Genomic DNA, 26,709 nt, shown 5'->3' with positions numbered 1-26,709 from the left:
CGGTCAAGCAGAGTAATCGAGTCGCCAGTATCGCGAGCAAGCCCGCTCCAGCAGCTCTTAAGCCAGCGCGATATCGGCCGGGGATACAATGCTGGTCTTGGCACCACGGGAGCGGCCCGAGCTCAGGTAAGCTGCAATCGACTCTTGCGTCACTTCACCCTGGAACACACGCTCGGGGTCCATTACCGGCAACCACGAACGGTTGAACTCATACATGCGTGACAGCAGGATGCGCAAATGCTCATCCGATGCAGCAGTGGCGGTGAACTCGCGCAGGTACTGGCCGCACGTACCGGTCTGGCGGTGCAAGTCTCGACGACGCACATAGCCCAGGGCCTTGTTGTCGGCGCAGGTCACGACGACATAACGACGGTCGAGTTCGTCCATCAGTTCCAGTGCTTCAGCCACTGGCGTTTCAGGGCTGACCGACGGCGCGTTGTCCGCTGCGTCTTCTGCCTTGACCAGCAGCAGGCGCTTGAGCGTGCTGTCCTGGCCCACGAAGTTGCTGACAAAATCATCGGCCGGGTGGGCGAGCAGGGTGTCCGGATGATCCATCTGCAACAACTTGCCGCCACGGAAGATCGCAATTTTGTCGCCCAGCTTGATGGCTTCGTCGATGTCATGGCTGACCATGATTACGGTCTTGTTCAGTGCCCGCTGCATCTCGAAGAATTCGTTCTGGATCATCTCGCGGTTGATCGGGTCAACGGCGCCAAAGGGTTCGTCCATTAATAGCAGCGGTGCGTCAGCGGCCAAGGCGCGAATCACCCCGATCCGTTGCTGCTGACCGCCCGACAACTCTCGCGGATAACGGTTGAGATACTGCTTGGGTTCAAGCTTGATCATGCTCATCAGTTCGCGGGCACGGTCATGGCACTTTTGCTTGTCCCAGCCCAGCAGGCGCGGAACGACGGTGATGTTTTCCTCGATGGTCATGTTCGGGAACAGACCGATCTGCTGGATCACATAACCGATATTGCGGCGCAGGGTCACCGGATCGAGGTCGGTGGTGTCTTCGCCATTGATCAGGATCTTGCCGGACGTAGGCTTGATCAGGCGGTTGATCATTTTCAGCGTGGTGCTTTTACCGCAACCCGAAGGCCCGAGGAACACACAGATTTCGCCTTCGTTGACGGTCAGGCTTACCGAGTCCACGGCTTTTACGTCTTTGCCGTTGCTTTGGAACGTTTTGCTGAGGTTTTGAAGTTCGATCATTTGAGCAGTCCTTTTGGAGTCAGCGAGCGTTGCAGCCATTGCAGAAGCAGGTCAGCGATGATGGCCAGAATACTGACCAACACGGCGCCGACGATCAGCATCGACATGTCGCTACGGCTGATTGCAGCAAGAATAAGTACACCCAGACCGCCAGCACCGATGGTGGCGGCGATGGTCATGACACCGATGTTCATCACCACGGCGGTGCGCACGCCGGCGAGAATCACAGGTACCGCAATGGGCAGTTCAACCATGCGCAGGCGCTGGCCGAAGGTCATGCCGATGCCCCGTGCCGCTTCGCGAATACCCGGCTCAACACCGGTGAGGGCGAGGAAGGTGTTGCGCATGATGGGCAGCAGTGAATACAGGAACACGGCAGTGATGGCCGGCATCGGGCCCAGGCCCTGGCCGAACTTGGAGTAAAACGGCAGCAGCAGGCCAAACAGGGCAATGGATGGAATGGTCAGCAGCACCGTGGCGCTGGCTTGCAGGGGGCCGGCCAGTGTCGGGAAGCGTGTCATCAGCACACCCAACGGCACGCCGATCAGGATCGCCAGAATCACGGCGATGCCGACCAGGCTGATGTGTTGCAAGGTCAGATGCAGGACCAGCGACCAGTCCATATGGGAAAAGGCGTTTAAAAATTCCATGTCTTTTCCTTAGTTGAGTGGATGCTGGCGCAGGAAATCTGCGGCCACCGTGGAAGGGCTTTCGTGGTTCACGTCGACCCGCGCGTTGAGCTGGCGCATGGTTTCGTCGTCAAACAGTTCAGCCAGCGGCTTGAGCAGCGCTTCCAGATCCGGGTGGGCATCAAGGTAGGCTTTGCTCACGACGGGTGCGGCGGTGTAGTCCGGGAAGTAATGCAGGTCATCGTCCAGCAGCTTGAGGTTGAAGGCACTCAAGCGACCGTCAGTGGTGTACACCAGACCGGCAAACACCTGACCGTTTTTCAAGGCCGTGTAGACCAGGCCCGCGTCCATTTGACGAATGTTGCGGCGCGTCAGGTCCATGTCGTAGAGCTCGACCATGCCCAGCAAACCGTCAGAGCGGTTGGCGAACTCGGTATCCAGTGCCACCAGCTCGTTCTGGTTATCAGGTTCACGCAGCACTTTATTCAGATCGCTGATGCTGTTGACGTCAGGGAACTGCTTGGCCACGTTTTCTGGCAACGCCAGGGCATAGGTGTTGCTGAACTTGGACGGGTGCAGCCAGACCAGTCCCTTTTTCGCGTCGAGTTCTTTAACCCGGTCGAAGGATTGCTGGCTATCGAGTTTTTCAGTCACGTGGTTGTAAGCCACCAGTGACACCCCGGTGTACTCCCAGATCAAGTCCAGTTGCCCGGATTCCTGGGCACTGCGCGCCAGGCTACTGCCCAGTCCACCTGTCACTTGAGTGTTGTAGCCCTTGCTTTTGAGGTATTGCGCGGTGATTTCAGCGAGCAGGGTTTGCTCGGTAAACACCCGCGCCCCAATGCGAATCAAGGGTTTTTCAGCGGCTTGGACAATTCCTGCACACAGCAGGATGCAGCCTAATAAGAAGCTAATTTTTTTCATGGGTATTCCTTTGCTCAGCCAGACCTTAAACAGGTCGCAGACCGCGTTCCAACCACCGGCGGCTGATCAGTATCACCAGTCCGTCGAGCAGCAATGCCAGCAGCGCAGTACAGGCGGCGCCGAGGATCAGTTGCGGCTGATTGTTAAGGGCAATGCCGGGGAAAATCAGGCTGCCCAGGCTATTGGCGCCGATCAGGAACGCCAGGGGTGCCGTACCGACGTTGATCGCCAGTGCGACCCGTACACCGCCCATGATGATGGGCACGGCGTTGGGCAATTCGACTCTCCACAGCACTTGGCGCGGGGTCATGCCGATGCCGACGGCAGCTTCCTTGAGCGAACCCTGTACGTTTTTCAAGCCTTCATAGGTGTTGCGCACGATGGGCAGCAACGAGGCGAGAAACAGGGCGAAGATGGCAGGACCGCTACCAATCCCCAGAAAGCCCAGGGCAATGGCCAGTACGGCCAACGGAGGGACGGTGTTGCCGATGTTGAAGACTTGCATGAAGCGTTCCGCACGTCCGGCCATACTCGGTCGGCTGAGGAAAATGCCAGCGGGTATCCCTACCAGGAGGGCGGCGAGCATTGAAGCGAGTACCAGGTACAGATGGGCTTGCAGGTAGAACAACAAATCATCTTGATAGTGTTCGATAGTGCTGATGCCGATCCAGTGGACCAACAGGGCCAGGAGCGCGATAACAACCGCACCTCCAATAAGCCCTTTTCCATAGCGATTTGCCACAGACGGACTCCTTTTTTTCAGTCGGCGAACACATCGTCGCGTGGCATTACCATTCCTGGCTGCCGACAATGTGTTCGCGAAGAGCAACAGGTGGTGGCGAAAAGCGCCCTCATCACCTGTCATTAGCGCAGCCTCGTCAGGCTAACTTGCTGATATTTCAGCCCCTGACGGTTTGTCGTATCAGGAGAGTGGACGCCTCCACTGCTCAAAAGGTTCACATTATTTACGGCACATTGCCACCCTTGTCCGACGAGCCAAGGTACCAACGGTGGCTGTAACTACCGGTTTTAGGCTATAATCCGCGCCCTTTTTTGAATCAATCGTCAGGCGATTTCCCATGACCAACCAGGCCGCCGAAGTCGCGAAACGCCGCACTTTCGCCATTATTTCCCACCCCGATGCGGGTAAGACCACCATCACCGAAAAGCTCTTGCTGATGGGTAAGGCGATTGCTGTCGCCGGTACGGTGAAATCGCGAAAGTCCGACCGCCATGCCACCTCCGACTGGATGGAAATGGAGAAGCAACGGGGTATTTCGATTACCACGTCGGTCATGCAGTTCCCGTATCGCGACCACATGATCAACCTGCTCGACACCCCGGGCCACGAAGATTTCTCCGAAGACACCTACCGCACACTGACCGCGGTCGACTCGGCCCTGATGGTGCTCGATGGCGGTAAGGGCGTTGAGCCACGGACCATCGCCCTGATGGACGTCTGCCGTCTGCGTGACACGCCCATCGTCAGCTTTATCAACAAACTCGACCGCGACATTCGTGATCCGATCGAGCTGCTGGACGAGATCGAGGCAGTCTTGAAAATCAAGGCGGCGCCGATCACCTGGCCGATTGGTTGCTACCGTGACTTCAAGGGTGTTTACCACCTGGCAGACGACTACATCATCGTCTACACCGCCGGTCACGGTCATGAGCGCACCGAAACCAAAATCATCGAAAAACTCGATTCCGATGAAGCCCGCGCCCACTTGGGTGACGAGTACCAGCGCTTCGTCGATCAACTGGAACTGGTTCAGGGCGCCTGCCATGAATTCAACCAGCAGGAGTTCCTCGATGGCCAGCTGACGCCGGTGTTCTTCGGTACGGCATTGGGCAACTTTGGTGTCGACCACGTGCTCGATGCCGTCGTGAATTGGGCGCCCAAGCCATTGGCCCGCGTTGCCAACGAGCGCACGGTTGAGCCGGTAGAGGAGAAATTCACCGGTTTCGTGTTCAAGATCCAGGCAAACATGGACCCAAAACACCGCGACCGTATCGCCTTTATGCGCATTTGCTCGGGCAAGTACGAAAAGGGCATGAAAATGCGCCACGTGCGTACCGGCAAGGACGTACGAATCGGCGACGCGTTGACCTTCTTCTCCTCGGAGCGTGAACAGCTCGAAGAAGCGTTTGCGGGCGACATCATCGGTTTGCACAACCACGGCACCATCCAGATCGGTGACACCTTTACCGAAGGCGAGAGCCTGAGCTTTACCGGTATCCCGCACTTCGCCCCGGAATTGTTCCGTCGCGTTCGTCTGCGCGATCCGCTCAAGTCCAAGCAACTGCGTCAGGGTCTGCAGCAGTTGGCCGAAGAGGGCGCCACTCAGGTGTTCTTCCCGGAGCGCAGCAACGACATCATCCTGGGCGCTGTGGGTGTGTTGCAGTTCGATGTGGTCGCGAGCCGCTTGAAAGGCGAATACAAAGTGGAATGCTCCTACGAGCCGATCACCGTTTGGTCGGCACGCTGGATCGATTGCAGCGATAAGAAAAAGCTCGAAGAGTTCAAGATCAAGGCTGTGGAAAACCTGGCCATTGATGGCGGTGGTCACCTGACCTACCTGGCGCCGACACGCGTCAACCTGGCGTTGATGGAAGAGCGCTGGCCGGATGTGAAGTTCCGTGCGACCCGTGAGCACCACTAAGCGCTAAGGCGTCTGGTTGAAAAAAAGCGAAGCCCTTGGGCTTCGCTTTTTTTATGGCCGCGGCTCTGTAGATACGCTGTTTTAGGTCAAGCCCTTTTGTGGGAGCGAGCCTGCTCGCGAACGACCTTCGCGAGCAGGCTCGCTCCCACAATTGTCGTTTTCCAAGGCCCTGCGGTCCTTATCGCAGCCTGCGGCAGCGTCTACAAAGTTATAGGAAGTTTCTCTCGCTGTTTAAAGATGCCTGCTTTGGGATTGAGGTGTATCTCTTAAATTTGTGTGCAGAACACTCGTAAATACACTCATTGGTCTTATCAAGAGAGCGTGTTTTGTAAGTGTTTACAATGAGAGGAGTTCATATTAATGCCTAATGAAGTGGATAAATACTTGGGGCCTCACAGAAAAATTGGTCCCGGTTCATACGAATTGGCGCCCTATCCCATTGTGGGGAAATGGGAATCTGAAATTAAGTTTGGTGGTGGGTACAACACATGGGGATTGAACGAAGGGTCGCGTAGAGGAGAGGGAGGACCGAGCAATATCCGTGAAGTTGCAAAGCCCAATGTTGTAGCGGAACTCATGAATGAACAAATCCATAATCAGGCGGCCATTGATCACGACTAGGGTGCGCGATTCAATAGTCTCTTAGGTGATATTGCTCGGGAGCTGCAAGAAAAAAAATTGCTGGCCAGCGGTGCTCAGGCTCTGGGGGCTGCGGAGTCAGCGGTAACAGATCAACACGTTACCTTGGAACTTATTGAGTCCAAGAGGCAACAGTCCATAGCCCTTGCGCCTGAGATATACGGGCTTTATGGCCAAAGTCCTTATTTTTTAATGACATTGCTGTCGAGCAATAAAATAAACGATTTTTTTAACAGTAATAACGGCAACAACCCTCGTGAAGTGCTTATGGCGCTGTTCGCCCAGTTTGATCATGTTTATCAGTCGGCTATGGAGCTCAAAGCGCTTTCGCTTTCCACCACTTTTCTTGCGGGCAAGCTTGCTGATTTGGCGCTGCAAGTAGAGCACGTGCAGGGGGCTGCCAATGACGCAGTTGCTTATCAGCGAATGGACATCATCACCCGTGAACAGGATATTCATGCTCAGCAACTGCCGGAGTTTCTCCACATAGAGTTTGCCACTGCTGCGGGCTCTGTGAAGGGTATGACTGCTTCTGAAGCGTTGAACCATTTCACGCAGACGCTAGAGGGCATGGCCGCGTCTAAAATCGCCGAAATCAATCCTGTTTATGCGCCCCCGCCAATCAGCAGGGGCGGAATCACATTTCACTATCCTGCAGAGAACCCGAAAATCAAGGCCCCCTTGAGCAAGCCCGAGTTGGAGGCGCTCAACGAGTTGGTATCCTTGCAAACCCATACTAAGTTGGGGGTTAAGTGGCTGAGTTATCACGATGCTTTACTGAAGACGGAGTCAGCCAGGTATCTCACGTTAACCGCAAATGCTTTTGGCAGTTTGGCTGAGCGGGCAAGGCAGGCTGAACACACTATCCGTATAGCCAATACGTTTCGTGCCCCAGGCGCCTCGTCAGCGACAAGCCCCCTGTTTATGACTTCAGCGGGAACCGTCGCGGTTATTGATGCAGCGGCAGTTACCCTGCAAGCGGCTATCCGCTCTGCAGTTGCTGCGTTGGGAAGCTTGGCGGCGGGTACGGCTTCGGGGCTTTTGGTCGGTGTGTCTGCTTTGGTGTATTCGCCCAAGCTGGCTAATGGGGAGCTGCCTGAGCGTTATGCTTTTAGCATGCCGTTGTCGGACCTGGCTCCTGCGCTCGGTCAGGATTTATCGGCTGTCGCTGCCGCCAGTGGCACTGTTGATCTGCCTGTGCGTATCAGTTCAAAAACAGCTGCCGATGGGCAATCAGAAGTTTTCGTCGCTAAAACCGATGACGTAACTGTTCCGTCGAAAGTCAGGGTGGTGGTTGCCACGTTTAGCCCTGAGCAGAACGTATATAGCGTCACGACTGATGACGTGCCAGCGAGAACTTTGACATGGACACCTATCGTCGATCCGGGGAACAGCTCAACCACTTCCCCCGCTGAGCAACCTGCGCCAACGGTCTACACTGGCGCCACGGTAACGCCGGTTGTGGGCAGGATTGACGCTTTTCCAGGGCTTGCTGAAGCCGGCTTTGATGACTTCATCACGGTATTCCCGGCGGGCTCCGGTCTACCGCCGCTGTATGTGATGTTCAGAGACCCCCGGGAGGATGCCGGGGTGGCAACGGGTGTGGGGCAACCGGTGACTGGAATCTGGTTAGGGGATGCGGCGCAAGGTGAAGGGGCTCCCGTTCCGTCGCAGATTGCCGATCAGCTTCGAGGCAGGGAGTTTAAGAACTTCAGGGCGTTTCGAGAGGCGTTTTGGAGGGCTGCAGCCAATGATCCTGAACTTGCAAAGCAATTTATAAGCAACAATATTTCTGAAATGAAAAAAGGGCGCTCTCCATTTGTTCGAAAGGGAGATCGGGTTGGAGGAAAAATAAAATTCGAGCTTCACCACGTCACTCATGTGTCAAAAGGTGGTCAGGTGTTCGATATTGATAACGTACGGATTGTAACGCCAAAGCGACACGGCCAAATACACACGGAGGACAAGTGATATGAGCTTTAAAAAATTGGAAGATTACACAGAGGCGGAATTTTTGCTTTTTCTCAAAAAAATCTGCGATGCAGGTTTTCTAACTGAAAAAGAGCAAGTGGATGCTGTTTTAGAGTTTGAGTCTGTGACAGAACATCCAGATGGGTCCGATTTGATTTATTACGCGCCGTCTGATCAAGAAGCTACTCCAGAAGCAATTCTTGGCAAAATTAAAGAGTGGCGAGCCGCCAACGGTAAGCCCGGCTTCAAATCTGCTTAATTGCTCTTTATCAGGCTCAGCCATTCAGTATTCTTGAATGGCTGAGCTTTTTATTGGCTAAACCTCCGTGAGGATTAACTTGATTTGATGACCTAACGCTCACTTCCCAGGTAGTGAATACACGGCTACAAGGGGGAGAAGCCCCGCCACAAAGTATCGATAAACGCGGCTGCGTAACTCCGAATGGGTATATCGCAACCTGCGTGTTTCTGGAAAAGCTGAAGGGGGCGAACTAGGTTTAAAGGGTGTTTTTCCCACAACAGGATGGAAATCGCCATGAAGCTTTTTCAACGCATTGTGTTGTTGCTCAAAGTGCTGGTGTTGCTGGCGGTGAGTGCTTCTGCGGCATGGGCGAGCAATCCGCTGAGCAGTGCCGGGGCAGGATTTTCGGCAACAGGCGTGCCGGGGCCGACGATTCATGCGCTCTACAAATCGGACTCGGAGCCGGGTGATCAGGGGCAGGGCGGCAGTTCGGGGGATGACGACCAGACCGATGGTGACGGCGGCGCGGATGGCGGTAGCAGCGGTGATAACGGCGATGACGGTGAAGAGGGCGATGAAGGCGATAGCCAGGCGTAGTTTTTTGAACGGTGGGAGCGAGCAAGCCCGCTCCCACATAAGCGTCAGTCAGTTAGAAACTGCTCCGCGTGGTGGCAGGCGACCTGGCGGTTGTCGAGCAGGCGCAAGGCCGGTTCGTCAGTGCTGCACACCTGGGTCGCGTACGGGCAGCGCTTGTGGAAAGCACAGCCTGATGGCGGATTCAGCGGGTTGGGCAGTTCGCCAACAATCTTGATCTTCGGCTTGTCCGGATCCGGGTGGATGGTCGGGGTCGCCGAAAGCAATGCCTGGGTGTAGGGGTGCAACGGGCGGGTATAGATCTCTTCCTTGGGACCCATTTCTACCGGGCGACCCAGGTACATCACCAATACCGTGTCCGCCACATGCCGCACCACTGCCAGGTTGTGCGAGATGAACACATACGCAGTGTTGAATTCCTGCTGCAGGTCCATGAACAGGTTGAGCACTTGCGCCTGGATCGATACGTCCAGCGCAGACGTCGGTTCGTCCGCCACCAGCACTTTGGGTTGCAGCATCATGGCCCGTGCCAGGGCAATCCGCTGGCGCTGGCCACCCGAGAACATGTGCGGATAGCGATGGTAATGCTCAGGGCGCAAACCGACCTGCTTCATCATGGCCTGCACTTTTTCGCGACGTTCGCTGGCGCTCAGGTTGGTGTTGATCAGCAGCGGCTCAGCCAGTTGATCACCCACTTTTTGCCGCGGGTTGAGCGAGGCGTATGGGCTCTGGAACACCATCTGCACGTCTTTGCGCAGTTGCTTGCGCTCGGCCTTGTTGGCCCCCGTGACTTCTTGACCGGCAATTTTCAATGAGCCGGAGGATGGCTCTTCGATCAGGGTCAGGGCGCGGGCCAGGGTGGACTTGCCACAGCCAGATTCACCCACCACGGCCAGGGTTTTGCCGGCTTCAAGTTCAAACGACACACCGTTGAGTGCGCGCACCAGTGCATGGCCTTTGAACAGGCCGCGGGATACTTCGTAGTGACGGGTTAGGTCGCGGGCGGTAAGAACAACAGTCATTACGCCACCTCCTGATTCAAGGGGAAGAAGCAGCGCACCTGGCTGTGAGCCTTTTGCTCCAGCACAGGACGTTGTTGACGGCATTGTTCTTGTACGTAGGGGCAGCGCGGCGACAACAGGCAGCCTTGAGGCCGGTCGTAACGCCCCGGCACGATGCCGGGCAAGGTGGCCAGGCGTGCGGCGCCCATGCTGTGTTCCGGGATCGCGGCCAGCAGGGCTTCGCTGTACGGGTGCGCCGGTACGTCAAACAGCCCCGGCACGTTGCCGACTTCAACCGCTTGGCCGGCGTACATCACGCACACTCGCTGGGCGGTTTCGGCGACCACGGCCAGGTCGTGAGTGATCAGTACCAGGCCCATGTTTTGCTCGCGCTGCAGGTTGAGCAGCAACTCCATGATCTGGGCCTGGATGGTCACGTCAAGCGCGGTGGTCGGTTCGTCAGCGATCAGCAGTTTGGGTTCGCCTGCAATGGCCATGGCAATGGCCACGCGTTGGCTCATGCCGCCCGACAACTGGTGCGGGTAAGCGTCCATGCGGCTGGCGGCGCCAGGGATTTCGACTTTTTCCAGCAGCTCGATGGCCCGTTTGCGGGCTTCTTTTTTCGACATCTTCAGGTGCAGGCGCAGCACCTCTTCAATCTGGAAACCCACGGTGTAGCTGGGGTTCAGCGCGGGCATCGGGTCTTGAAAGACCATTGCCATGTCTTTACCGACGATTTGCCGGCGTTGACGGGCGCTGAGGGTCAGCATGTTCTTGCCGTCGAAGTTCAGCGCGTCGGCGGTCACGATGCCGGGGTGCTCGATCAGGCCCATCAGCGCCATCATGGTGACCGATTTGCCGGAACCCGATTCGCCAACAATGGCCAGAACTTCGCCTTTATCCACAGACAGACTCAGGCCATCAACCACCGGCACGGCCGTTGAGTCGCCAAAGCGGACGTTGAGATTCTTGATTTCTAACAGTGACATGGGAATCTCCTCAGGCGGCGTTCTTGAGTTTCGGGTCCAGCGCATCGCGCAGACCGTCGCCCATCAGGTTGATTGCCAGCACGCTGAGCAAAATGGTCAAGCCGGGCAGGCTTACGACCCACCACGCACGTTCGATGTAGTCACGGGCTGATGCCAGCATGGTGCCCCACTCAGGGGTTGGCGGTTGTACGCCAAGGCCCAGGAAACCCAATGCCGCAGCATCGAGAATCGCCGAGGAGAAGCTCAAGGTGGCCTGAACGATCAACGGTGCCATGCAGTTGGGCAGCACGGTGATGAACATCAGGCGTGGCAAGCTGGCGCCGGCCAGGCGGGCAGCGGTCACGTAGTCGCGGTTCAGTTCGCCCATGACGGCGGCACGGGTCAGTCGCACATAAGAGGGTAACGAAACCACGGCAATGGCGATGACGGTGTTGATCAGGCCAGGGCCGAGGATGGCAACAATCGCCACGGCCAGCAGCAAGGACGGCAGGGCCAGCATGATGTCCATCAACCGCATGATGCCAGGGCCGAGGATGCGCGGGAAAAATCCGGCAAACAGACCCAGGATCACGCCCGGGATCAGGGAGATCACCACGGACGACAAACCGATCAGCAGCGACAGGCGCGAACCTTCAATCAAACGTGACAGCAGGTCACGGCCCAGTTCGTCGGTCCCGAGCAGAAACTGCCACTGACCGCCTTCAAGCCAGACCGGTGGGGTCAGCAGGAAGTCGCGGTATTGCTCACTCGGGTTATGGGGGGCAACCCACGGCGCAAAGATCGCGCAGAACACGATGATGCTCATGAAGATCAGGCCCGCTACGGCGCCCTTGTTTCTGGAGAAGGCATGCCAGAATTCTTTGTAAGGCGATGGATAAAGCAGGCTTTGATCCAGTTCGGTAGTGCTTGGAGAAGTGCTCATGGTCAGGATCTCAGCGCTGGTGACGGATGCGTGGGTTGGCAAAGCCGTAGAGGATGTCCACTACGAAGTTGACCAGAATCACCAGGCAGGCGATTAGCAGGATGCCGTTTTGCACCACGGGATAGTCCCGGGCACCGATGGCTTCGATCAGCCATTTACCGATACCGGGCCACGAGAAGATGGTTTCGGTCAGCACGGCACCGGCCAGCAGGGTACCGACTTGCAGGCCGACCACGGTCAGTACCGGGATCAGGGCGTTGCGCAGGCCGTGCACGAACACCACGCGAGCCGGGGACAGGCCTTTGGCGCGGGCGGTGCGGATGTAGTCTTCGCGCAGCACTTCGAGCATCGATGAACGGGTCATCCGCGCGATTACAGCCAGCGGGATGGTGCCCAGCACAATGGCCGGCAGAATCATGTGGTGCAGTGCATCCCAGAAAGCTTCGGGCTGGTCGCTGAGCAGGGTGTCGATCAGCATGAAGCCGGTCTTGGGCTCTATGTCGTACAAGAGATCGATACGTCCGGACACGGGCGTCCACCCCAGGCCTACGGAGAAGAACATGATCAGGATCAGGCCCCACCAGAAGATCGGCATCGAATAACCCGCCAGGGAGATACCCATCACCCCATGGTCAAACAATGAGCCTCGCTTGAGTGCTGCGATAACCCCGGCCAGCAACCCAAGGATACCGGCGAACAGTAACGCGGCGGCGGCCAGCTCTAGAGTGGCGGGGAACAGTGCCGCGAACTCGCTCCACACGCTTTCGCGGGTGCGCAATGACTCGCCAAGATCACCATGGGCGAGCTTGGTGACGTAGTCGATGTACTGCTCATAAAGGGGCTTGTTCAGACCCAGGCGCTCCATGGCCTGAGCGTGCATTTCAGGGTCTACCCGACGCTCACCCATCATGACTTCGACCGGGTCACCCGGGATCATGCGAATGAGTGCAAAGGTGAGCAAGGTGATGCCGAAGAAGGTGGGTATCAACAACCCTACTCGGCGGGCAATAAAACTAAACATCGTGTGGTGTTCCTTATCAGCCGGTTAGGCAAGTCCGCCAGGGTTCAGGTAAACCCTGGCGGGTTTTTTATTGTTCTACTTCACCTGGGTTGTGGCGAAGTTGTTGTTGGTCAGTGGACTCAGCGTATAGCCCTCGACATTTTTGCGCATCGCAGTAAACAGCATAGGATGGGCCACGTTTATCCAGGGTTGATCCTGATTAAAAATCATCTGTGCCTGTTGATAGAGTTCTGCGCGTTGTGAGGGTTCAGTGATGCTGCGCGCCCGGGTGATCAAGGCTTCGAAATCCTTGTTGCACCAGCGTGCATAGTTTTCGCCGTTCTTGGCCGCCTCGCAGCTGAGCAGCGGGGTCAGGAAGTTATCCGGATCCCCGTTATCGCCCCCCCATCCGGTAGAGACCAGATCATGCTCGCCACTTTTGGCGCGCTTGAGCATTTCGCCCCATTCCATGACCCGGATATCCAGTTTTAGGCCGATCTTCTGCAGGTCCGACTGCAGCAACTGCGCGCCCAGCATCGGGTTAGGGTTGGTCGGGCCGCCACCGTTACGGGTAAACAGAGTCAGTACGGTGCCCTCGGGCACACCGGCTTCCTTGAGCAGCGCCCGCGCCTTGTCCAGGTCCCGGGGCGGGTTCTGGATGCGGGTGTTGTAGCCAAGCATGGTGGGCGGGTACGGGTTGATCGCTATCAGCGCATTGCCTTCGCCGTGCACGGTGTTGAGGTACGTCTGCTTGTCGAAGGCCATGTCGATGGCTTTGCGCACGCGTACATCGCCCAGGTACTTGTGGCTGGAGTTGATGGCGATATAGCTGGTCATGAGGGCCGCCAGTTCATCGACCTTGAGGTTAGGGTCTTTGCGGATGTTTTTGACGTCATCGGGTTTGGGGTACAGCGCGATCTGGCATTCGTTGGCCTTGAGTTTTTGCAGGCGTACGTTGCTGTCGGTGGTGATGGCGAAAATCAGCGCATCGCTCGGTGGCTTGCCGCGGAAGTAGTCCGGATTGGCCTTGAAGCGTACCTGGGCATCTTTGTTGTAGCGCACGAAGATAAACGGGCCGGTGCCGATGGGCTTGTTGTTCAGGTCTGCTGTTTTGCCTGACTTGAGCAACTGGTCGGCGTACTCAGCGGAGTAGATGGACGTGAAGGGCATCGCCACGTCACGCAAGAACGGCGCTTCAGGGTGGTTGAGGGTGATTTTTACCGTCAGATCGTCAATTTTCTCGACGCTTTTGAGCAGGTCTTTGAAGCCCATGCTTTCAAAGTAGGGATAACCGACCAGCGAAAGTGCGTGCCACGGGTGATTCGGGTCCAGCTGGCGCTGAAAACTCCAGACCACATCGTCGGCATTCAGGGTTCGCGTCGGTTTGAAATATTCGGTGGTGTGAAACTTAACGCCGGGGCGCAGGTAAAAGGTGTATTCAAGCCCGTCGGGGCTGATGTCCCAGCGTTCCGCCAGGGCTGGCTCCACATCCGTCGTGCCGGGTGCAAAGTCGGCCAGGCGGTTGAGTATGGTTTCAGCCGATGCATCGGCGGTGACGGCAGCGGTGAATTGGGCGATGTCGAACCCTTCAGGGCTGGCTTCAGTGCAGACCACCAGGTTCTTGGCGCACACACTGACCGTTGTGCTCAGCAGCGCCACGGCCAGGGCGGTGCGTAGTGGAAGTCTTTTCATATCAACCCTCTCCAGAATGGGGTAAGCCTGCGTAACGACTACGGCTGATTCGTCGAATCAGCCGCGATCTTTGGGTGTGTTATGGGCGTTACAGAATGTTGAATGGAATGGTGGTCACCAGGCGGAACTCGTTGATGTTGCCGTCAGACTGGTTTTTGCTGGCACGGTGCGTGGTGTAAGTGGCGCGAATCGCGGTGGCTTTCAGTGGGCCGCTCTGAACTGCATACGACGTGCCAATGCTGTATCCGGAGTGATCTTCGCCGTCCATGTTCTTCACGTCGTAAGCGGTGCCTTTGTAATTGGTACCGTCAATGTCCCAGCCACGAGCGTGGTAAGCGTTGAACTTCAGGCCCGGAATACCGTACTGCGCCATGTTGATGCTGTAGGCCAGTTGCAGCGACTTTTCGTTCGGGCCGTTGAAGTCCGAGAGCAGGGAGTTGGCCAGGTAGATACCGTTGGTTTCGTGCAGGTAATCGAAGTATTCGTCGCCGCTGACTTGCTGATACGACAGTGTCACGGTATGAGCCAGATGACTCAGGCCGAAGGCCAGGCTGAAGGTGTCGTTGTTAATGTTGCCCAGGGCCTTGCTGCCGGTGTCGAGGGTCTTGTAGTAGTTGAAGTTAGTGTTCAGGCCGAGCGTGGCGTTGTCGCCCATGTCGTGCACTGCACCGAAGTAGTACTGGTTCCAGAAGTCTTCAACGTGGGTCGCGTAAAGCGTGGTTTTCAGGCTTTTAAACGGCTGGTAGTTGAGGCCTGCAACGCTGGCGCGATCGGTTTCGACGCCGGTGGCGCCGTACTCGCTGCGGAACTTGCTCAGGCTTGCTTCTGTACGTGGGGATACGCGGTCAAAGGAGCCTGCATCGAAGGACAAGTTGTTGAACTCTTCGCTGTGCAAGCCCACCCCTTGAAAGCTTGAAGGCAGTGCACGGTTACCGATCACATCGATGGTCGGGCTGCTGAAGTTCTGTCGGCCTACGGTCAGCGTGGTGTTGGAGATGCGGGCGCTGAGATTGGCCAGGCCCAGCTTGCTCCACTGGCCGACCGCATCGCCATCGCTGTGGGTCAGGGTCCGGTTGTTGGGACCGGCAATGTCCTTGGCGTCACGGTCCAGTGCCACGGCGTTGTAAGCCGCTACCTGGGTGCTGAAACCGACAGTGCCTTCGGTGAAGCCCGAGGTGTAGTTGAGGATCGTGCCCTGTACCCAGTTGATCCGGCGCGGGGTGGATTCACGGGTGCCGTGGTTGTTGTAGCTGAAGCGATCATCGCGACGCTTGAGTTCATTGGCGTACCAGTTGCGGGTAGTGCCGCCCAGCGTCTGCTCTTCGACAAAACCCTTGGTTTCGCTTTGAGCGCTGGTTGCCTTCAGTTCGGTAGGCATGAACTCATCGGCATTTGCCATCGCGGCGAGGCTGCTGATGGACAAGGCTAGTAACGTGCTGCTGGTGACTTTCATGGTTGGGGCTCCTTTGGTTTCTTTTTTATTGCCGGTCTTTATTTGTTTTGACTCGGCTGTTGTGAAACGTCTTAAAGCATTGCAAACGTTTGCTTGGTACACGATTGGCGAAGCTAGAGCGGGCCACCGGTTAAGTGACCTGCTGATGCAACGGTGTTGTTTGTGGACTCTGGTGTGGGAGCGAGCCTGCTCGCGATGCTCTTGAAAACTTCGCGAGCAGGCTCGCTCCCACAGTGGCACTGTTCTATTGGTGTGTTTAGTCGTTGAGGCTGACGCCCGAGAAGGCGTTGCGCCCGAAGGGGCTGACCGTGAATCCTTCGACCTTGGCACTCAGTGGCTGGTTGACCGTGGAGTGCGCAATGGGAGTGATCGGCACCTGTTGCTTGAGCAACTGCTGGGCCTGTTTGTAGAGCACGGTGCGTTGATCGCGGTCGGTCACGATCTTGGCGTTCTTGACCAGCGTGTCGTACTCCTTGTTACACCACATGGAGTAGTTGTTACCGCCAATCGCGTCGCAGCTGTAGAGCGTGCCGAGCCAGTTGTCCGGGTCACCGTTGTCGCCAGTCCAGCCAATCAGGCTGATGTCATGCTCACCGTTTTTGGTGCGTTTGATGTACTCGCCCCATTCATAGCTGACGATCTTGACCTTGAGCCCGATCTTGGCCCAGTCCGACTGAAGCATCTCGGCCATGAGCTTGGCGTTCGGGTTGTAAGGGCGCTGTACGGGCATGGCCCACAGGGTGATTTCAGTGCCGTCCTTGACCCCGGCTGCCTTGAGCAGTTCTTTGGCTTTTTCGGGATTGTAGGCGGTGTCGGTGATGGTCTCGTCGTAGGACCACTGCGTTGGCGGCATGGCGTTGACCGCTTTCTGGCCAGCGCCCTGATAGACGGCCTTGAGGATCTCGTCCTTGTTGACGGCCATGTCCAGCGCCTGGCGAACCTGCAACTGATCAAGCGGTTTGTGCTGCACGTTGTAGGCGATATAGCCGAGGTTGAAGCCTGGCTTTTCGATGACCTGCAATTTCGGGTCGGCCTTGAGGCCGGCAACGTCGGCAGGCCGCGGGTTCAGCGAGACCTGGCACTCGTTTTTACGCAGCTTTTGCATGCGCGCCGAGGCGTCGACGCTGATTGAGAAGATCAGGTTGTCGAGCTTGACCTGGCTTGGGTCCCAGTAGTCCTTGTTGGCGGCGTAACGGATGTTGGAGTCTTTTTGATAGCGCTGGAACACGTATGGGCCGGTGCCGACGGGTTTCTGGTTGATATCGCTGGGCTTGCCGGTCTTGAGCAACTGATCGGCGTACTCGGCCGACAGGATGGCGGCGAAGCTCATGGCCAGGTTTTGAATAAAGGCGGCGTCGACCGAGTTGAGTTTCATGACCACGGTCTGCGGGTCGGTTTTTTCGACGCTGGCGATGTTCTTGTCCAGGCTCATCCCGGTGAAATACGGGAATTCGGTCGGGTAGGCCTTACGGAACGGGTGGTCGGGGTTGAGCATGCGGTTGAAGGTGAAGAGCACGTCATCGGCGTTGAAGTTGCGGGTAGGGGTGAACCACTTGGTTGTGTGGAACTTCACATCGTCGCGCAGGTGGAACGTCCAGGTCAGGCCGTCTTCAGACACATCCCAGCTTTTTGCCAGTGCCGGGCCTGCGGCGGTGCCGCCTTTTTCGAATTCGGCGAGGCGGTTGTAAATAGGTTCGGCCGCGTCGTTATCGGTAGCTGTGGTGTACTGCGCGGTATCAAAACCGGCCGGGCTGCCTTCGGAGCAAAACACCAGGCTGTTGGCAGCGTTTGCGATCGGGCTGCCGGCAAGTACGCCGGCGCTGAGTAACACAGATAAAACCAGAGGGTTGCGCATGGCGTTCCCTATCCTTTTCTTGTTTTTGAGTCCTGAGCGCGTGCCCTGGGTAAAGGCGTGCGGTTCAGGGCGTCGATTTCATCAGCTACGATGCCGCACCCGGCGCAATAGACTGTTTGGATGACGACGTTATGGCGTCGGTCCACAGCAGTAAATGCGTCAGGCCTGACAAACTTGTAGGAATTGTCTTGGCGTCCTATAGCCTCTGATGTAGTCAGAAGTGGCTTTAGGCTGTAGGTGATTTCCACCGTCCTGGTAGATGAGTGAATGCGACCTTGTAGCCGCATTCACCGGTCCTTTTATTTGCCGACGCTGACCCCGTAGAAGGAGTTCAGGCCAAACGGGCTGATCTTGAAATCCTCTACGTTCTTGCGCATGGGTTGATACACCGTCGAGTGTGCGATGGGTGTCATCGGAACCTGGCTTTTGAGTCGCTGCTGCGCCTGTTGATACAGTTTTGTGCGCTCAGCAACATCGGTGGTGGCCTTGGCGGCCTTCACCAGCTTGTCGAACTCGGGGTCACACCACTTGGAGAAGTTGTTGCCTTCCAGTGAGTCGCAGCCGAACAGGGTGCCGAGCCAGTTGTCCGGGTCACCGTTGTCGCCGCTCCAGCCAATCAGCATCGCGCCGTTCTCACCGCCCTTGGAACGCTTGATGTACTCGCCCCATTCGTAGCTCATGATCTTGGCCTTGAGGCCGATCTTGCTCCAGTCCGACTGGAGCATTTCAGCCATCAGCTTGGCATTGGGGTTGTACGGGCGCTGAACCGGCATGGCCCACAGGGTGATTTCGGTGCCTTCCTTGATCCCTGCTTCCTTGAGCAGTTCCTTGGCTTTTACCGGGTCGAACGGTGCGTCCTTGATGCTGGTGTCATAGGACCATTGGGTCGGCGGCATGGCGCCAACGGCCAGCTGGCCTGCGCCCTGATACACCGAGTCGATGATTTGCTGCTTGTTGACCGACATGTCCATTGCCTGACGGACCTTGAGCTGGGCCATCGGGTTGGGTTCGTTGCTGCCCTTGATCTTGTCCATCACGTTGTAGGCGATGTAACCCAGGTTGAAGCCTGCCTGGTGGGGCATCTTCAGGTTCGGGTCTTCGCCAAGGGCCTTGAGGTCAGCCGGGCGCGGGAAGAGGGTGACCTGGCACTCGTTCTTCTTGAGCTTCTGGATGCGCACCGACGGGTCGGTGGTGATGGCGAAGATCAGGTTGTCGATCTTGACGTCTTCAGGCTTCCAGTAGTCCTTGTTGCCGGTGTAACGGATGTTTGAGTCTTTCTGGTAGCTCTTGAATACAAACGGTCCGGTGCCGATCGGCTTCTGGTTGATATCGGCAGGCTTGCCTTCCTTGAGCAGTTTGTCGGCGTACTCGGCGGACTGGATGGAGGCGAAGCTCATGGCCAGGTTTTGGATAAACGCGGCATCGACCGTGTTCAGAGTGAAGCGAACGGTCTTGTCATCGATCTTTTCCACCTTGGCGATGTTTTTATCCATGCCCATGTCGGTGAAATAAGGGAATTCGGTGGGGTAGGCCTTACGGAACGGCTGGTTGATGTCGAGCATGCGGTTGAAGGTGAAGAGCACGTCGTCGGCATTGAAGTCGCGGGTTGGCTTGAAGTACGGCGTGGTGTGGAACTTGACGCCATCACGCAGATGGAAGGTCCACGTCAGGTTGTCGGGCGAGACATCCCAGCTGGTTGCCAGGCCCGGCTCAACCTTGGTGCCGCCACGTTCAAACTGGCTCAGGCGGTTGAACATGGTTTCGGCCGACGCATCGAAGTCAGTACCGGTGGTGTACTGGCCCGGGTCAAAACCCGCCGGGCTGCCTTCAGAACAGAACACCAGGTTGGTCGCTGCGTGGGCGAAAGGTGCGCTTGCCAGCAGGCTGGCGCCTACTAAAAACGGAATGACCGCGTGTTTGAACATGGTGGCCTCATGATTTTTGTCATTTTTGGTTTGAGGGCGACCTTGTGAGTCGACCCGGCGATACTTATGCACAGCCTATACCCAATGCAATATGTGTAGGCGGCTGAAGTTTGAAAATGTGGAACGATCGTACAAGAATGTCGCTTATCTATAAGTTATGACGCATTTGATCGTTTGCGTCCGGCTTTTAGACTCATTTTCTTACGTGCTTTGGAGCCTTAAGCGTTGCGCATGCACTGTTTTGGTACAGCGTTGTTACTTATCTAGACTCTCGCCTTGGAAAGATGTAAGCCGGTGCTGACAGCGCCTGTAGGCCTATGCCTTTTAATATTAGGACCGTCTGTAGGTGTTTTCCGAATGGCATAAAAAAACCCCTGAAACCTCAAGGCTTCAGGGGTTTGTAGGACGTTTAAGGCTTATTGCATCTGTACTTCAATCACGCCATCGGCGCTCATGCTGACTTCGCTGGTGCCGGCTTCGACTTCTGGCGTTGGTGCAGAGTCCATCGCAGGCGCTGCGGCTTTCATCATCATCTCGCTACGCATGTAAGGCTGCGGGTAACCATTGGTGTTGAGGTTCAGGTTGACGATTTTGTAACCCTTGCCGCCCAGTGCGTCGGTGGCCATTTGAGCGCGAGCCTTGAACGCGTCTACGGCATCCTTGAGGAGCGCGTCTTCGCTGGTTTTACGAGTGGCTTTGGCGACGGTGAATTGCATGCTGCCCATTTTCAGGGTTTGCATCAGATCACCGGTGAGCTTGGACAATGCAGCGAAATCGGTGCTTTCCAGGCGCAATTCGGCGCGCTCGCGCCAGCCGGTGATCTTCTGGGTTTTATTGTCGTAAATCGGGTAGCTGTTGCGGTTGCCTTGACGCAAGGTCACTTCCTTGACGGACTTGGCCTGGCCGATGGCCTTGTTCATGGAGGTGGTGATTTCTGCGGCCAGCTTGGCGGCATCAGTGTTTTGCGCTTCGGTGTACAGCGTCACGATCATCAAGTCGCGGGGGACTTCCTGGCTCGCTTCGGCGCGTAGGGAAATCTGGTTGTAATGAATGTCTTCGGCCAGAGCGGGCAGGCTGGCCAGTGCACCGATGCTCAGGGTCAAAAGGGCCGCGGTGCGTTGAATGTTGGACATGGAAGCTCCTTGAATGAGGACAATAATGGCTATATGACTCTAATTAGCGGCCATCAGTTCGCCCGATTACATTTTCGATACATTTGGCGGCTACTTCTTTGTCCACTGTGGGAGCGGGCTTGCTCGCGAAGCAGGCACCAGGGTCTGTCAGCCAGACCGCATCGAAGCCATCGCGAGCAAGCCCGCTCCCACACAGTTTGCCCAGATGCAGGCCATTAGCCGCTTTTTCACAAAAAACACTGTGGCTCTTTGCCGCACTTTTGCCTGTGGGGCCGCCCGCTTGGTTATACTCTCGGCGATCCGCCTGGAGCGCTCATCAGGAGAGCTCATGCTCGCCCCCGTTCAGTTATTGTCCGCGACTCGCCAGAATCTCTGGCGTCTTACGTTTATCCGCATGTTGGTACTGGCCGCGCAAGCAGGTTCGGTTGGCTTTGCCTACCTGTTCAACTTGCTGCCGTTGCCCTGGTTTCAGCTGAGTATCACCCTTGGGTTTTCAATGCTGTTGTGCGCGTTTACCGCCATCCGGTTGCGCACAACCTGGCCCGTGACTGAGCTTGAGTATGCGCTGCAACTGGCCTGTGACCTGTTTATCCACAGCGCCTTGTTGTACTTCTCGGGTGGCTCGGCCAATCCCTTTGTTTCGTATTACCTGGTGCCGCTGACCATCGCCGCGGTCACGTTGCCCTGGCGCTATTCGCTGGTGTTGACCGGCATCGCGCTGGCGCTCTATACCCTGTTGTTGATGCAGTTTTACCCCATAGACACCGTGCCGTTTTTCCGCGAAAAACTGCAGATCTACGGAATGTGGCTGAGTTTTGCCCTGTCAGCGGCAGTGATTACGTTTTTCGCTGCCAAGATGGGTGAAGAACTGCGCCGTCAGGAAGAACTGCGTGCGCTGCGTCGTGAAGAAGGCCTGCGCGACCAGCAATTGCTGGCGGTGGCAACGCAAGCGGCCGGTGCGGCCCATGAGTTGGGCACGCCGTTGTCGACCATGAGTGTGCTGCTTAAAGAGATGCGCCGCGATCACCAGGACCCTGAGCTGCAAGATGATCTGAGCGTGCTCCAGGATCAGGTCAAGTTGTGCAAGGAAACCCTGCAGCAGTTGGTGCGTGCCGCTGAGGCCAATCGTCGGTTGGCGATTGAGGTCCAGGACGTCACCCAGTGGCTGGATGAAGCCTTGAATCGCTGGCACTTGATGCGCCCTGAAGCCACTTACCGCTTTCAGTGCCTGGGCCACGGCCCTGTTCCGCGCCTGGCGCCGCCTCCGGACTTGACCCAGGCATTGCTCAATTTGCTCAACAATGCAGCCGATGCCTGCCCTGAAGGGCTGGAAGTCTGCCTGGACTGGGATGCAGTTGATCTGACCATCAGTATTCGTGACCACGGTCCGGGTGTACCGTTGGCCATCGCCGAGCAAATCGGCAAACCCTTTTTTACCACCAAGGGCAAAGGCTTCGGTCTGGGCCTATTCTTGAGCAAGGCCAGCGTGACCCGCGCTGGCGGCTCGGTAAAACTCTACAGTCATGAGGATGGCGGAACGCTCACAGAGCTGCGCCTGCCACGTGTCGCCCGAGGAAATGAAAATGAGTGAAGAAATTCAGGTCGAAGGCGAAGAGCTGCCGCATTTGTTGTTGGTAGATGACGACGCCACTTTTACCCGTGTAATGGCGCGTGCCATGAGCCGTCGCGGTTTTCGCGTAAGCACCGCGGGTTCTGCCGAAGAAGGGCTGATTCTGGCTCAACAGGATCTGCCCGATTATGCGGCGCTGGATCTGAAAATGGACGGTGACTCAGGCCTGGTCCTGCTGCCCAAGCTGCTTGAGCTCGATCCCGAGATGCGAGTGGTGATCCTCACCGGTTATTCGAGCATCGCCACCGCCGTCGAGGCGATCAAGCGCGGCGCCTGCAACTACCTGTGCAAGCCTGCGGATGCCGATGACGTGCTCGCCGCCTTGCTGTCCCAGCATGCCGACCTTGAAACCCTGGTGCCGGACAACCCGATGTCGGTTGACCGCTTGCAGTGGGAGCATATCCAGCGTGTGCTGGGTGAGCATGAAGGCAATATCTCGGCCACTGCCCGTGCCTTGGGCATGCACCGTCGTACCCTGCAGCGCAAATTGCAAAAGCGTCCGGTCCGGCGCTAAGCCATTTGTAGTGAATGAGGCTAGTGGGGATGTCATGCCTGGGCTGCGGGGCGTTCTGGCACCGTGCTAGAGTGCGGCACCCCGCTTTTTGGAACCCGACATGAGCCTTCTGATTCGTAGTGCTGCGTTGAGCCTGCTGCTGGCCAGCTTGCCTTTGGCGGCAGCCCCTGTTGCTACACCGCTGCTGCATGGGCAGTTTCTGCCTGCGGATGATCTGCAAGTGCGCAGCGAGGTGCCCGAGCAACAGCAATTGATGCTGGTGACATCCTATTCGGTGGTGGTGGGGAGCCAGCGTCAATCCAATCAGCAACCGATCCCGGTGACCTCGCCTTTATTGGTGCGCTTGAAAGGCAAGCCCATGAGCCAAGGTGCGACGGTGCGCCAGGTGCTGATTTCGTTTGATGGCGAAAGTAAAAGCCTGAAAAAGCCCGTGTTTGACAGTAAAACGCGGACTTTGAGCCTTTCGTATCCGCTGTCCCAATACCGCGTCGTGATTGATTTGTTGCGCAACGACACGGTCTATTGCCAGTTTTTGACCTATGCCAATGGCCATATCTGGGCCGACTTGCACACCGGTAGCGTGCGCGCACGTTGAGCCTTGGGTAAACTGCGGGCCCGTGAAGTATCAGCAGGCTGGAGCCGGACATGCGTAAAGACAAGAAGCAGTTGATTGGTGACGAGATCGGCGACGAGCAGATCAAGTTGTTCCTGGATTTCGAGCCCGTGGACGCAACCTCGCCCTCGCTGCACAAACTGATCAAAGCCTATCGTGGCCTGCGTATCGATGACTTTGGGCGCTTCCTGACGTTCTTCAAGGAAGCCGGTTTTGACCTGGATGGCAAAGACGAGCACGGCCAGACCTTTGTCGACATCATCAAGGATCAGCGCAACGCCGACGAGTACATCGAACTGATTGACCAGGCTCGCGGTTGATTAGCCTGTAGGAGCGGGCTTGCTCGTGATTCTGGCGCCTCGGTCTTCAAGTTGAACCGCGTCGATTTCATCGCAAGCTAGCTCGCTCCCATTTAAAGCACTAACCCTCTCCTGATTAAAGATTGATCCCACACCACGCATGGGTTTTGCGGCGGGGAGCTTTTGTGTGGGCGATCAATACTCAAGGCTCAACTGCTCACAAGGGCTATGGGCAGGCCGCTCAGGGAAGGGGGTCGAACAATGAATCATTTATTCACGTGTTTCAGTGCGCTGTTTTTTGCAATCGTCAGTGGCTGGGCATTGGCTGGCGATGAGGTGCTGGAGGTTGAGATCTTCAATGCCACGGCTCAGGCGATTGTTCCGGGCAAGGATTTTTCGTGGCTTGAAGCGCCCGACGCTACCGGCCATGATTTTGTAATCGAGCCGCACTCCAGCCTGGAGTTGCTGTACTACTTGCCCACGTCCCGTGGTGCGGATCTGTTCACCTATCAGCAAGGTGAGCAGGCGTGCCTGTTCGGCTTCGGCCATCTCACGCCGGGGGGTGGTAACCTCGACCGCTGGGCTCAGGCCAGGTCGATTGGGTCAGTCCCCATTAGCTGTGCCGCTGAGCTGATTGCAGTCCCCGACGACGATGAATATTCGCTCAACGGCGGCTCGCGGGTGTTATTCACCATGGGCTGATGCTGCGGGATGGAACCACAAAAAAGCCCCTCGGCCTGAAGCAGGACGAGGGGCTTTTTTTGACGCCTCAAGACGTCGGTGGTGCGTTACGCGATGCTGGTGTTGGCGCTCTGTGGCTCAACCAGTTCCAGCAACTCGGAGTTGCGGGTGCTGATTTCGCGGTACAGCTGGGCGTCGGTCTCGAGAACGTGTTCCCGTGCCGGGAAGATTTCCTTGAGTTTGGTCGCCCACTCGCCAGTGGCTTTCTGCGGGAAGCAACGCTCGATCAGGTCCAGCATGATCGAAACGGTGACCGAAGCGCCCGGAGAGGCACCCAGCAGGGCGGCCAACGAACCGTCCTTGGCCGCAACCAGTTCGGTACCGAACTGCAATACGCCGCCTTTTTTCGGGTCTTTCTTGATGATCTGAACCCGTTGACCGGCAATCTCAAGACGCCAGTCTTCGGCTTTGGCCTGCGGATAGAAACGACGCAGGGAGTCCAGGCGTTGTTCCATCGATTGGCGCACTTCGCTGACCAGGTACTTGGTCAGGTCCATGTTGTCGCGAGCAACGGCGAGCATTGGCCCGATATTACCCAGTCGGATCGACATCGGCAGGTCAAGGAACGAGCCGTGCTTGAGGAACTTGGTGGTGAAGCCGGCATAAGGTCCGAACAGCAGGGACTTTTTGCCATCGACCACACGGGTGTCCAGGTGCGGCACCGACATCGGTGGCGACCCGACTGCGGCCTGGCTGTAAACCTTGGCCTGGTGCAGCTTGACCACTTCAGGGTTGTCGCAACGCAGCCACTGGCCACTGACCGGGAAGCCGCCATAACCTTTGCTTTCTTCGATGCCCGAAGCTTGCAGCAGCGGCAAGGCCGCACCACCTGCACCCAGGAACACGAACTTGGCATCAACGTAGCGGGTATTGCCGCTGTTGGTGTCTTTGATGCTCACCGTCCAGCCGCTGCCATTGCGCTTGAGGCCCGTGACCTTTTTGCTGTACTTGATCTGGGTGTCTGCTGCGCTGGCCAAATGCTTGAGCAACTGCTGGGTCAGGGCGCCGAAGTTCACGTCAGTACCCTGCAGTACACGGGTGGCCGAGATCTGCTGGTCCGCAGGGCGGCCCGGCATCATCAGGGGCATCCACTCGGTCATTTTGGCTTTGTCTTCGGTGTATTCCATGTCTGAAAACGCATGGTGCTTGCTCAGCACTTCAAAACGTTTTTTCAGGAAGGACACGCCTTTTTCGCCTTCAACGTAGCTCAGGTGAGGTACCGGGCTGATGAAGGATTTGCACGAACCGAAAGTCCCTTTTTGTGCCAGATAGGCCCAAAACTGCTTCGACACCTCGAACTGGGCATTGATATGCACAGCTTTTTTGATGTCGATCGAACCATCAGCCGCCTGCGGCGTGTAGTTCAGCTCACAAAGGCCAGCGTGACCGGTACCTGCGTTGTTCCACGGGTTGGAACTCTCCGCAGCACCTGAGTCCATCTGCTCAACAACTTCCAGCTTGACGCCGGGGTCGAGCTCTTTGAGCAGTACGGCGAGGGTGGCACTCATGATGCCCGCTCCAACCAGTACTACGTCGACTGCTTCGTTATGCGCCATTAACGCGTCTCCAAAATCTACGGCACCAAATTGACGGCATAGCTGCCAGGTGTTCCGAGGCGGGTTCTGATTTGCCTCGGGTCACTCATGGCCGGGATCGCCATGTCCGATTCTTCGCAATTTCTTGCAACTTTAGCGGACGCCACCAACCGGGCCTTCAAGGTTCATATGAACGCATTTCAGTACTCGGGAGGCAATTCGACTTAAGGTCTAGAGCGTCCGTTTGTGCAACCAAATCCGTAAGCGGACAGGCTTCAGTCTTGTGCTGTGGAGCCGACTTCGATCCTGCTTGGTGGGGTAATTTCAGACGCTAATGGTGCATGTTCAGACGCAAAACTTTTCATTTGCTCGCCACACTCTTGTGAAGTTGTGAAACCCGTTTTTTTTCACGCTCTCTTGAAGACGTGAACCTCAAAAAAGGGCTACCGCACGCCGGGTACCGAACCCAGTGACCGAGCGTTATGGCAGCTCTGGCAGACCCTGTAAAAAGTGGGGATACGCAATAAAACG

The 26,709-nt window shown here is 56.8% G+C and carries 24 protein-coding genes; 10 read left to right on the top strand and 14 right to left on the bottom strand.

The window, feature by feature from the left end:
- Nucleotides 1–57: 57 nt before the first annotated feature.
- Genes TU76_RS04740 through TU76_RS04725 form a run of 4 tightly spaced genes read right to left on the bottom strand, consistent with a single transcriptional unit; the run spans nucleotide 58 to nucleotide 3,510 of the window.
- Nucleotides 58–1,215, bottom strand: a complete 1,158-nt coding sequence (locus TU76_RS04740) for an osmoprotectant ABC transporter ATP-binding protein OsmV (RefSeq protein ID WP_019823916.1) — start codon at nucleotides 1,213–1,215, stop codon at nucleotides 58–60.
- On the bottom strand, nucleotides 1,212–1,865 hold the full coding sequence (locus TU76_RS04735) for an ABC transporter permease (protein ID WP_019823915.1): 654 nt from the start codon (nucleotides 1,863–1,865) through the stop codon (nucleotides 1,212–1,214). The genes TU76_RS04740 and TU76_RS04735 overlap by 4 nt, the downstream gene beginning before the upstream one ends.
- A 9-nt stretch (nucleotides 1,866–1,874) precedes the next feature.
- Complete coding sequence (locus TU76_RS04730; RefSeq protein WP_019823912.1) at nucleotides 1,875–2,768, bottom strand: glycine betaine ABC transporter substrate-binding protein; 894 nt, start codon at nucleotides 2,766–2,768, stop codon at nucleotides 1,875–1,877.
- A 25-nt stretch (nucleotides 2,769–2,793) separates the two neighbouring features.
- Nucleotides 2,794–3,510, bottom strand: coding sequence for an ABC transporter permease (locus TU76_RS04725; protein WP_019823910.1), 717 nt, complete (start codon nucleotides 3,508–3,510; stop codon nucleotides 2,794–2,796).
- A 337-nt stretch (nucleotides 3,511–3,847) separates the two neighbouring features.
- Between TU76_RS04725 and TU76_RS04720 the strand changes: the two genes are divergently transcribed.
- The 5 genes from TU76_RS04720 (at nucleotide 3,848) to TU76_RS04705 (ending at nucleotide 8,879) form a co-directional block, all read left to right on the top strand.
- Nucleotides 3,848–5,431 carry a peptide chain release factor 3 gene (locus TU76_RS04720; protein WP_019823908.1) on the top strand — a complete coding sequence of 528 codons (1,584 nt, stop codon included), beginning with the start codon at nucleotides 3,848–3,850 and terminating at the stop codon, nucleotides 5,429–5,431.
- Nucleotides 5,432–5,791: 360 nt separating this feature from the next.
- Complete coding sequence (locus TU76_RS24595) at nucleotides 5,792–6,052, top strand: hypothetical protein (RefSeq protein WP_082136499.1); 261 nt, start codon at nucleotides 5,792–5,794, stop codon at nucleotides 6,050–6,052.
- 57 nt (nucleotides 6,053–6,109) lie between these two features.
- Nucleotides 6,110–8,041 (top strand): S-type pyocin domain-containing protein, encoded by a 1,932-nt coding sequence (locus TU76_RS04715; RefSeq protein WP_239660158.1) that lies wholly within the window; start codon nucleotides 6,110–6,112, stop codon nucleotides 8,039–8,041.
- Between the two features lies 1 nt (nucleotide 8,042).
- Entirely contained in the window at nucleotides 8,043–8,300 is a 258-nt protein-coding gene (locus TU76_RS04710) for a bacteriocin immunity protein (RefSeq protein WP_046809757.1), read from the top strand.
- A gap of 276 nt (nucleotides 8,301–8,576) precedes the next feature.
- Nucleotides 8,577–8,879, top strand: coding sequence for a hypothetical protein (locus TU76_RS04705; protein ID WP_048351169.1), 303 nt, complete (start codon nucleotides 8,577–8,579; stop codon nucleotides 8,877–8,879).
- Nucleotides 8,880–8,923: 44 nt separating this feature from the next.
- Here TU76_RS04705 and TU76_RS04700 read toward each other — a convergent pair whose 3' ends face one another.
- From TU76_RS04700 to TU76_RS04660, 9 genes are all read right to left on the bottom strand, one after another.
- Nucleotides 8,924–9,898 (bottom strand): peptide ABC transporter ATP-binding protein, encoded by a 975-nt coding sequence (locus TU76_RS04700; protein ID WP_019823900.1) that lies wholly within the window; start codon nucleotides 9,896–9,898, stop codon nucleotides 8,924–8,926.
- Nucleotides 9,898–10,866 carry an ABC transporter ATP-binding protein gene (locus TU76_RS04695; protein WP_048351168.1) on the bottom strand — a complete coding sequence of 323 codons (969 nt, stop codon included), beginning with the start codon at nucleotides 10,864–10,866 and terminating at the stop codon, nucleotides 9,898–9,900. Before TU76_RS04695 ends, TU76_RS04700 begins: the two co-directional genes overlap by 1 nt.
- 10 nt (nucleotides 10,867–10,876) lie before the next feature.
- A complete protein-coding gene (locus TU76_RS04690) occupies nucleotides 10,877–11,788 on the bottom strand; it encodes an ABC transporter permease subunit (RefSeq protein ID WP_019823896.1) in 912 nt (303 codons plus the stop codon).
- 10 nt (nucleotides 11,789–11,798) lie between these two features.
- Entirely contained in the window at nucleotides 11,799–12,809 is a 1,011-nt protein-coding gene (locus TU76_RS04685; RefSeq protein ID WP_019823894.1) for an ABC transporter permease subunit, read from the bottom strand.
- Between the two features lie 75 nt (nucleotides 12,810–12,884).
- Nucleotides 12,885–14,480, bottom strand: coding sequence for an ABC transporter substrate-binding protein (locus tag TU76_RS04680; protein WP_048351167.1), 1,596 nt, complete (start codon nucleotides 14,478–14,480; stop codon nucleotides 12,885–12,887).
- Between the two features lie 88 nt (nucleotides 14,481–14,568).
- Nucleotides 14,569–15,933, bottom strand: coding sequence for an OprD family porin (locus TU76_RS04675; protein WP_048351166.1), 1,365 nt, complete (start codon nucleotides 15,931–15,933; stop codon nucleotides 14,569–14,571).
- Nucleotides 15,934–16,189: 256 nt separating this feature from the next.
- Complete coding sequence (locus tag TU76_RS04670; RefSeq protein ID WP_019823888.1) at nucleotides 16,190–17,788, bottom strand: ABC transporter substrate-binding protein; 1,599 nt, start codon at nucleotides 17,786–17,788, stop codon at nucleotides 16,190–16,192.
- Between the two features lie 299 nt (nucleotides 17,789–18,087).
- A complete protein-coding gene (locus TU76_RS04665) occupies nucleotides 18,088–19,713 on the bottom strand; it encodes an ABC transporter substrate-binding protein (protein ID WP_048351165.1) in 1,626 nt (541 codons plus the stop codon).
- A 416-nt stretch (nucleotides 19,714–20,129) separates the two neighbouring features.
- Nucleotides 20,130–20,846, bottom strand: coding sequence for an SIMPL domain-containing protein (locus tag TU76_RS04660; RefSeq protein ID WP_019823885.1), 717 nt, complete (start codon nucleotides 20,844–20,846; stop codon nucleotides 20,130–20,132).
- Nucleotides 20,847–21,174: 328 nt separating this feature from the next.
- Here TU76_RS04660 and TU76_RS04655 point away from each other — a divergent pair, with 328 nt between their 5' ends.
- From TU76_RS04655 to TU76_RS04635, 5 genes are all read left to right on the top strand, one after another.
- On the top strand, nucleotides 21,175–22,437 hold the full coding sequence (locus tag TU76_RS04655) for an ATP-binding protein (protein ID WP_019823884.1): 1,263 nt from the start codon (nucleotides 21,175–21,177) through the stop codon (nucleotides 22,435–22,437).
- Nucleotides 22,430–22,990: a response regulator transcription factor gene (locus tag TU76_RS04650; RefSeq protein ID WP_019823883.1), complete on the top strand. Its 561-nt coding sequence runs from the start codon at nucleotides 22,430–22,432 to the stop codon at nucleotides 22,988–22,990. The genes TU76_RS04655 and TU76_RS04650 overlap by 8 nt, the downstream gene beginning before the upstream one ends.
- A 100-nt stretch (nucleotides 22,991–23,090) precedes the next feature.
- Entirely contained in the window at nucleotides 23,091–23,585 is a 495-nt protein-coding gene (locus TU76_RS04645) for a hypothetical protein (RefSeq protein WP_046809753.1), read from the top strand.
- A 50-nt stretch (nucleotides 23,586–23,635) separates the two neighbouring features.
- Nucleotides 23,636–23,923: a PA4642 family protein gene (locus TU76_RS04640; protein ID WP_019823879.1), complete on the top strand. Its 288-nt coding sequence runs from the start codon at nucleotides 23,636–23,638 to the stop codon at nucleotides 23,921–23,923.
- 240 nt (nucleotides 23,924–24,163) lie between these two features.
- Nucleotides 24,164–24,604, top strand: a complete 441-nt coding sequence (locus TU76_RS04635; RefSeq protein ID WP_019823877.1) for a hypothetical protein — start codon at nucleotides 24,164–24,166, stop codon at nucleotides 24,602–24,604.
- Nucleotides 24,605–24,690: 86 nt separating this feature from the next.
- Here TU76_RS04635 and mqo read toward each other — a convergent pair whose 3' ends face one another.
- A complete protein-coding gene (gene mqo, locus TU76_RS04630) occupies nucleotides 24,691–26,199 on the bottom strand; it encodes a malate dehydrogenase (quinone) (RefSeq protein ID WP_048351164.1) in 1,509 nt (502 codons plus the stop codon).
- Between the last annotated feature and the right edge of the window lie 510 nt (nucleotides 26,200–26,709).

This window comes from Pseudomonas psychrophila, assembly GCF_001043005.1.
In the GTDB taxonomy this organism is placed as follows: Bacteria; Pseudomonadota; Gammaproteobacteria; order Pseudomonadales; family Pseudomonadaceae; genus Aquipseudomonas; species Aquipseudomonas psychrophila.
The sequence above is the reverse complement of the archived record's forward strand: the minus strand, read 5'-3'. Positions and strand labels throughout refer to the sequence as shown.

Excerpts from the sequence above, each read along its gene's own strand:
- TU76_RS04720 (WP_019823908.1), top strand. The coding sequence starts at position 3,848 with ATGACCAACCAGGCCGCCGAAGTCGCGAAACGCCGCACTTTCGCCATT.
- TU76_RS04735 (WP_019823915.1), bottom strand. The coding sequence starts at position 1,865 with ATGGAATTTTTAAACGCCTTTTCCCATATGGACTGGTCGCTGGTCCTG.
- TU76_RS04685 (WP_019823894.1), bottom strand. The coding sequence starts at position 12,809 with ATGTTTAGTTTTATTGCCCGCCGAGTAGGGTTGTTGATACCCACCTTC.
- TU76_RS04705 (WP_048351169.1), top strand. The coding sequence starts at position 8,577 with ATGAAGCTTTTTCAACGCATTGTGTTGTTGCTCAAAGTGCTGGTGTTG.
- TU76_RS04635 (WP_019823877.1), top strand. The coding sequence starts at position 24,164 with ATGAATCATTTATTCACGTGTTTCAGTGCGCTGTTTTTTGCAATCGTC.
- TU76_RS04650 (WP_019823883.1), top strand. The coding sequence starts at position 22,430 with ATGAGTGAAGAAATTCAGGTCGAAGGCGAAGAGCTGCCGCATTTGTTG.
- TU76_RS04710 (WP_046809757.1), top strand. The coding sequence starts at position 8,043 with ATGAGCTTTAAAAAATTGGAAGATTACACAGAGGCGGAATTTTTGCTT.
- TU76_RS04675 (WP_048351166.1), bottom strand. The coding sequence starts at position 15,933 with ATGAAAGTCACCAGCAGCACGTTACTAGCCTTGTCCATCAGCAGCCTC.
- TU76_RS04660 (WP_019823885.1), bottom strand. The coding sequence starts at position 20,846 with ATGTCCAACATTCAACGCACCGCGGCCCTTTTGACCCTGAGCATCGGT.
- TU76_RS04655 (WP_019823884.1), top strand. The coding sequence starts at position 21,175 with ATGCTCGCCCCCGTTCAGTTATTGTCCGCGACTCGCCAGAATCTCTGG.
- mqo (WP_048351164.1), bottom strand. The coding sequence starts at position 26,199 with ATGGCGCATAACGAAGCAGTCGACGTAGTACTGGTTGGAGCGGGCATC.
- TU76_RS04640 (WP_019823879.1), top strand. The coding sequence starts at position 23,636 with ATGCGTAAAGACAAGAAGCAGTTGATTGGTGACGAGATCGGCGACGAG.
- TU76_RS04695 (WP_048351168.1), bottom strand. The coding sequence starts at position 10,866 with ATGTCACTGTTAGAAATCAAGAATCTCAACGTCCGCTTTGGCGACTCA.
- TU76_RS04730 (WP_019823912.1), bottom strand. The coding sequence starts at position 2,768 with ATGAAAAAAATTAGCTTCTTATTAGGCTGCATCCTGCTGTGTGCAGGA.
- TU76_RS04740 (WP_019823916.1), bottom strand. The coding sequence starts at position 1,215 with ATGATCGAACTTCAAAACCTCAGCAAAACGTTCCAAAGCAACGGCAAA.
- TU76_RS24595 (WP_082136499.1), top strand. The coding sequence starts at position 5,792 with ATGCCTAATGAAGTGGATAAATACTTGGGGCCTCACAGAAAAATTGGT.
- TU76_RS04670 (WP_019823888.1), bottom strand. The coding sequence starts at position 17,788 with ATGCGCAACCCTCTGGTTTTATCTGTGTTACTCAGCGCCGGCGTACTT.
- TU76_RS04645 (WP_046809753.1), top strand. The coding sequence starts at position 23,091 with ATGAGCCTTCTGATTCGTAGTGCTGCGTTGAGCCTGCTGCTGGCCAGC.
- TU76_RS04665 (WP_048351165.1), bottom strand. The coding sequence starts at position 19,713 with ATGTTCAAACACGCGGTCATTCCGTTTTTAGTAGGCGCCAGCCTGCTG.
- TU76_RS04690 (WP_019823896.1), bottom strand. The coding sequence starts at position 11,788 with ATGAGCACTTCTCCAAGCACTACCGAACTGGATCAAAGCCTGCTTTAT.
- TU76_RS04680 (WP_048351167.1), bottom strand. The coding sequence starts at position 14,480 with ATGAAAAGACTTCCACTACGCACCGCCCTGGCCGTGGCGCTGCTGAGC.
- TU76_RS04700 (WP_019823900.1), bottom strand. The coding sequence starts at position 9,898 with ATGACTGTTGTTCTTACCGCCCGCGACCTAACCCGTCACTACGAAGTA.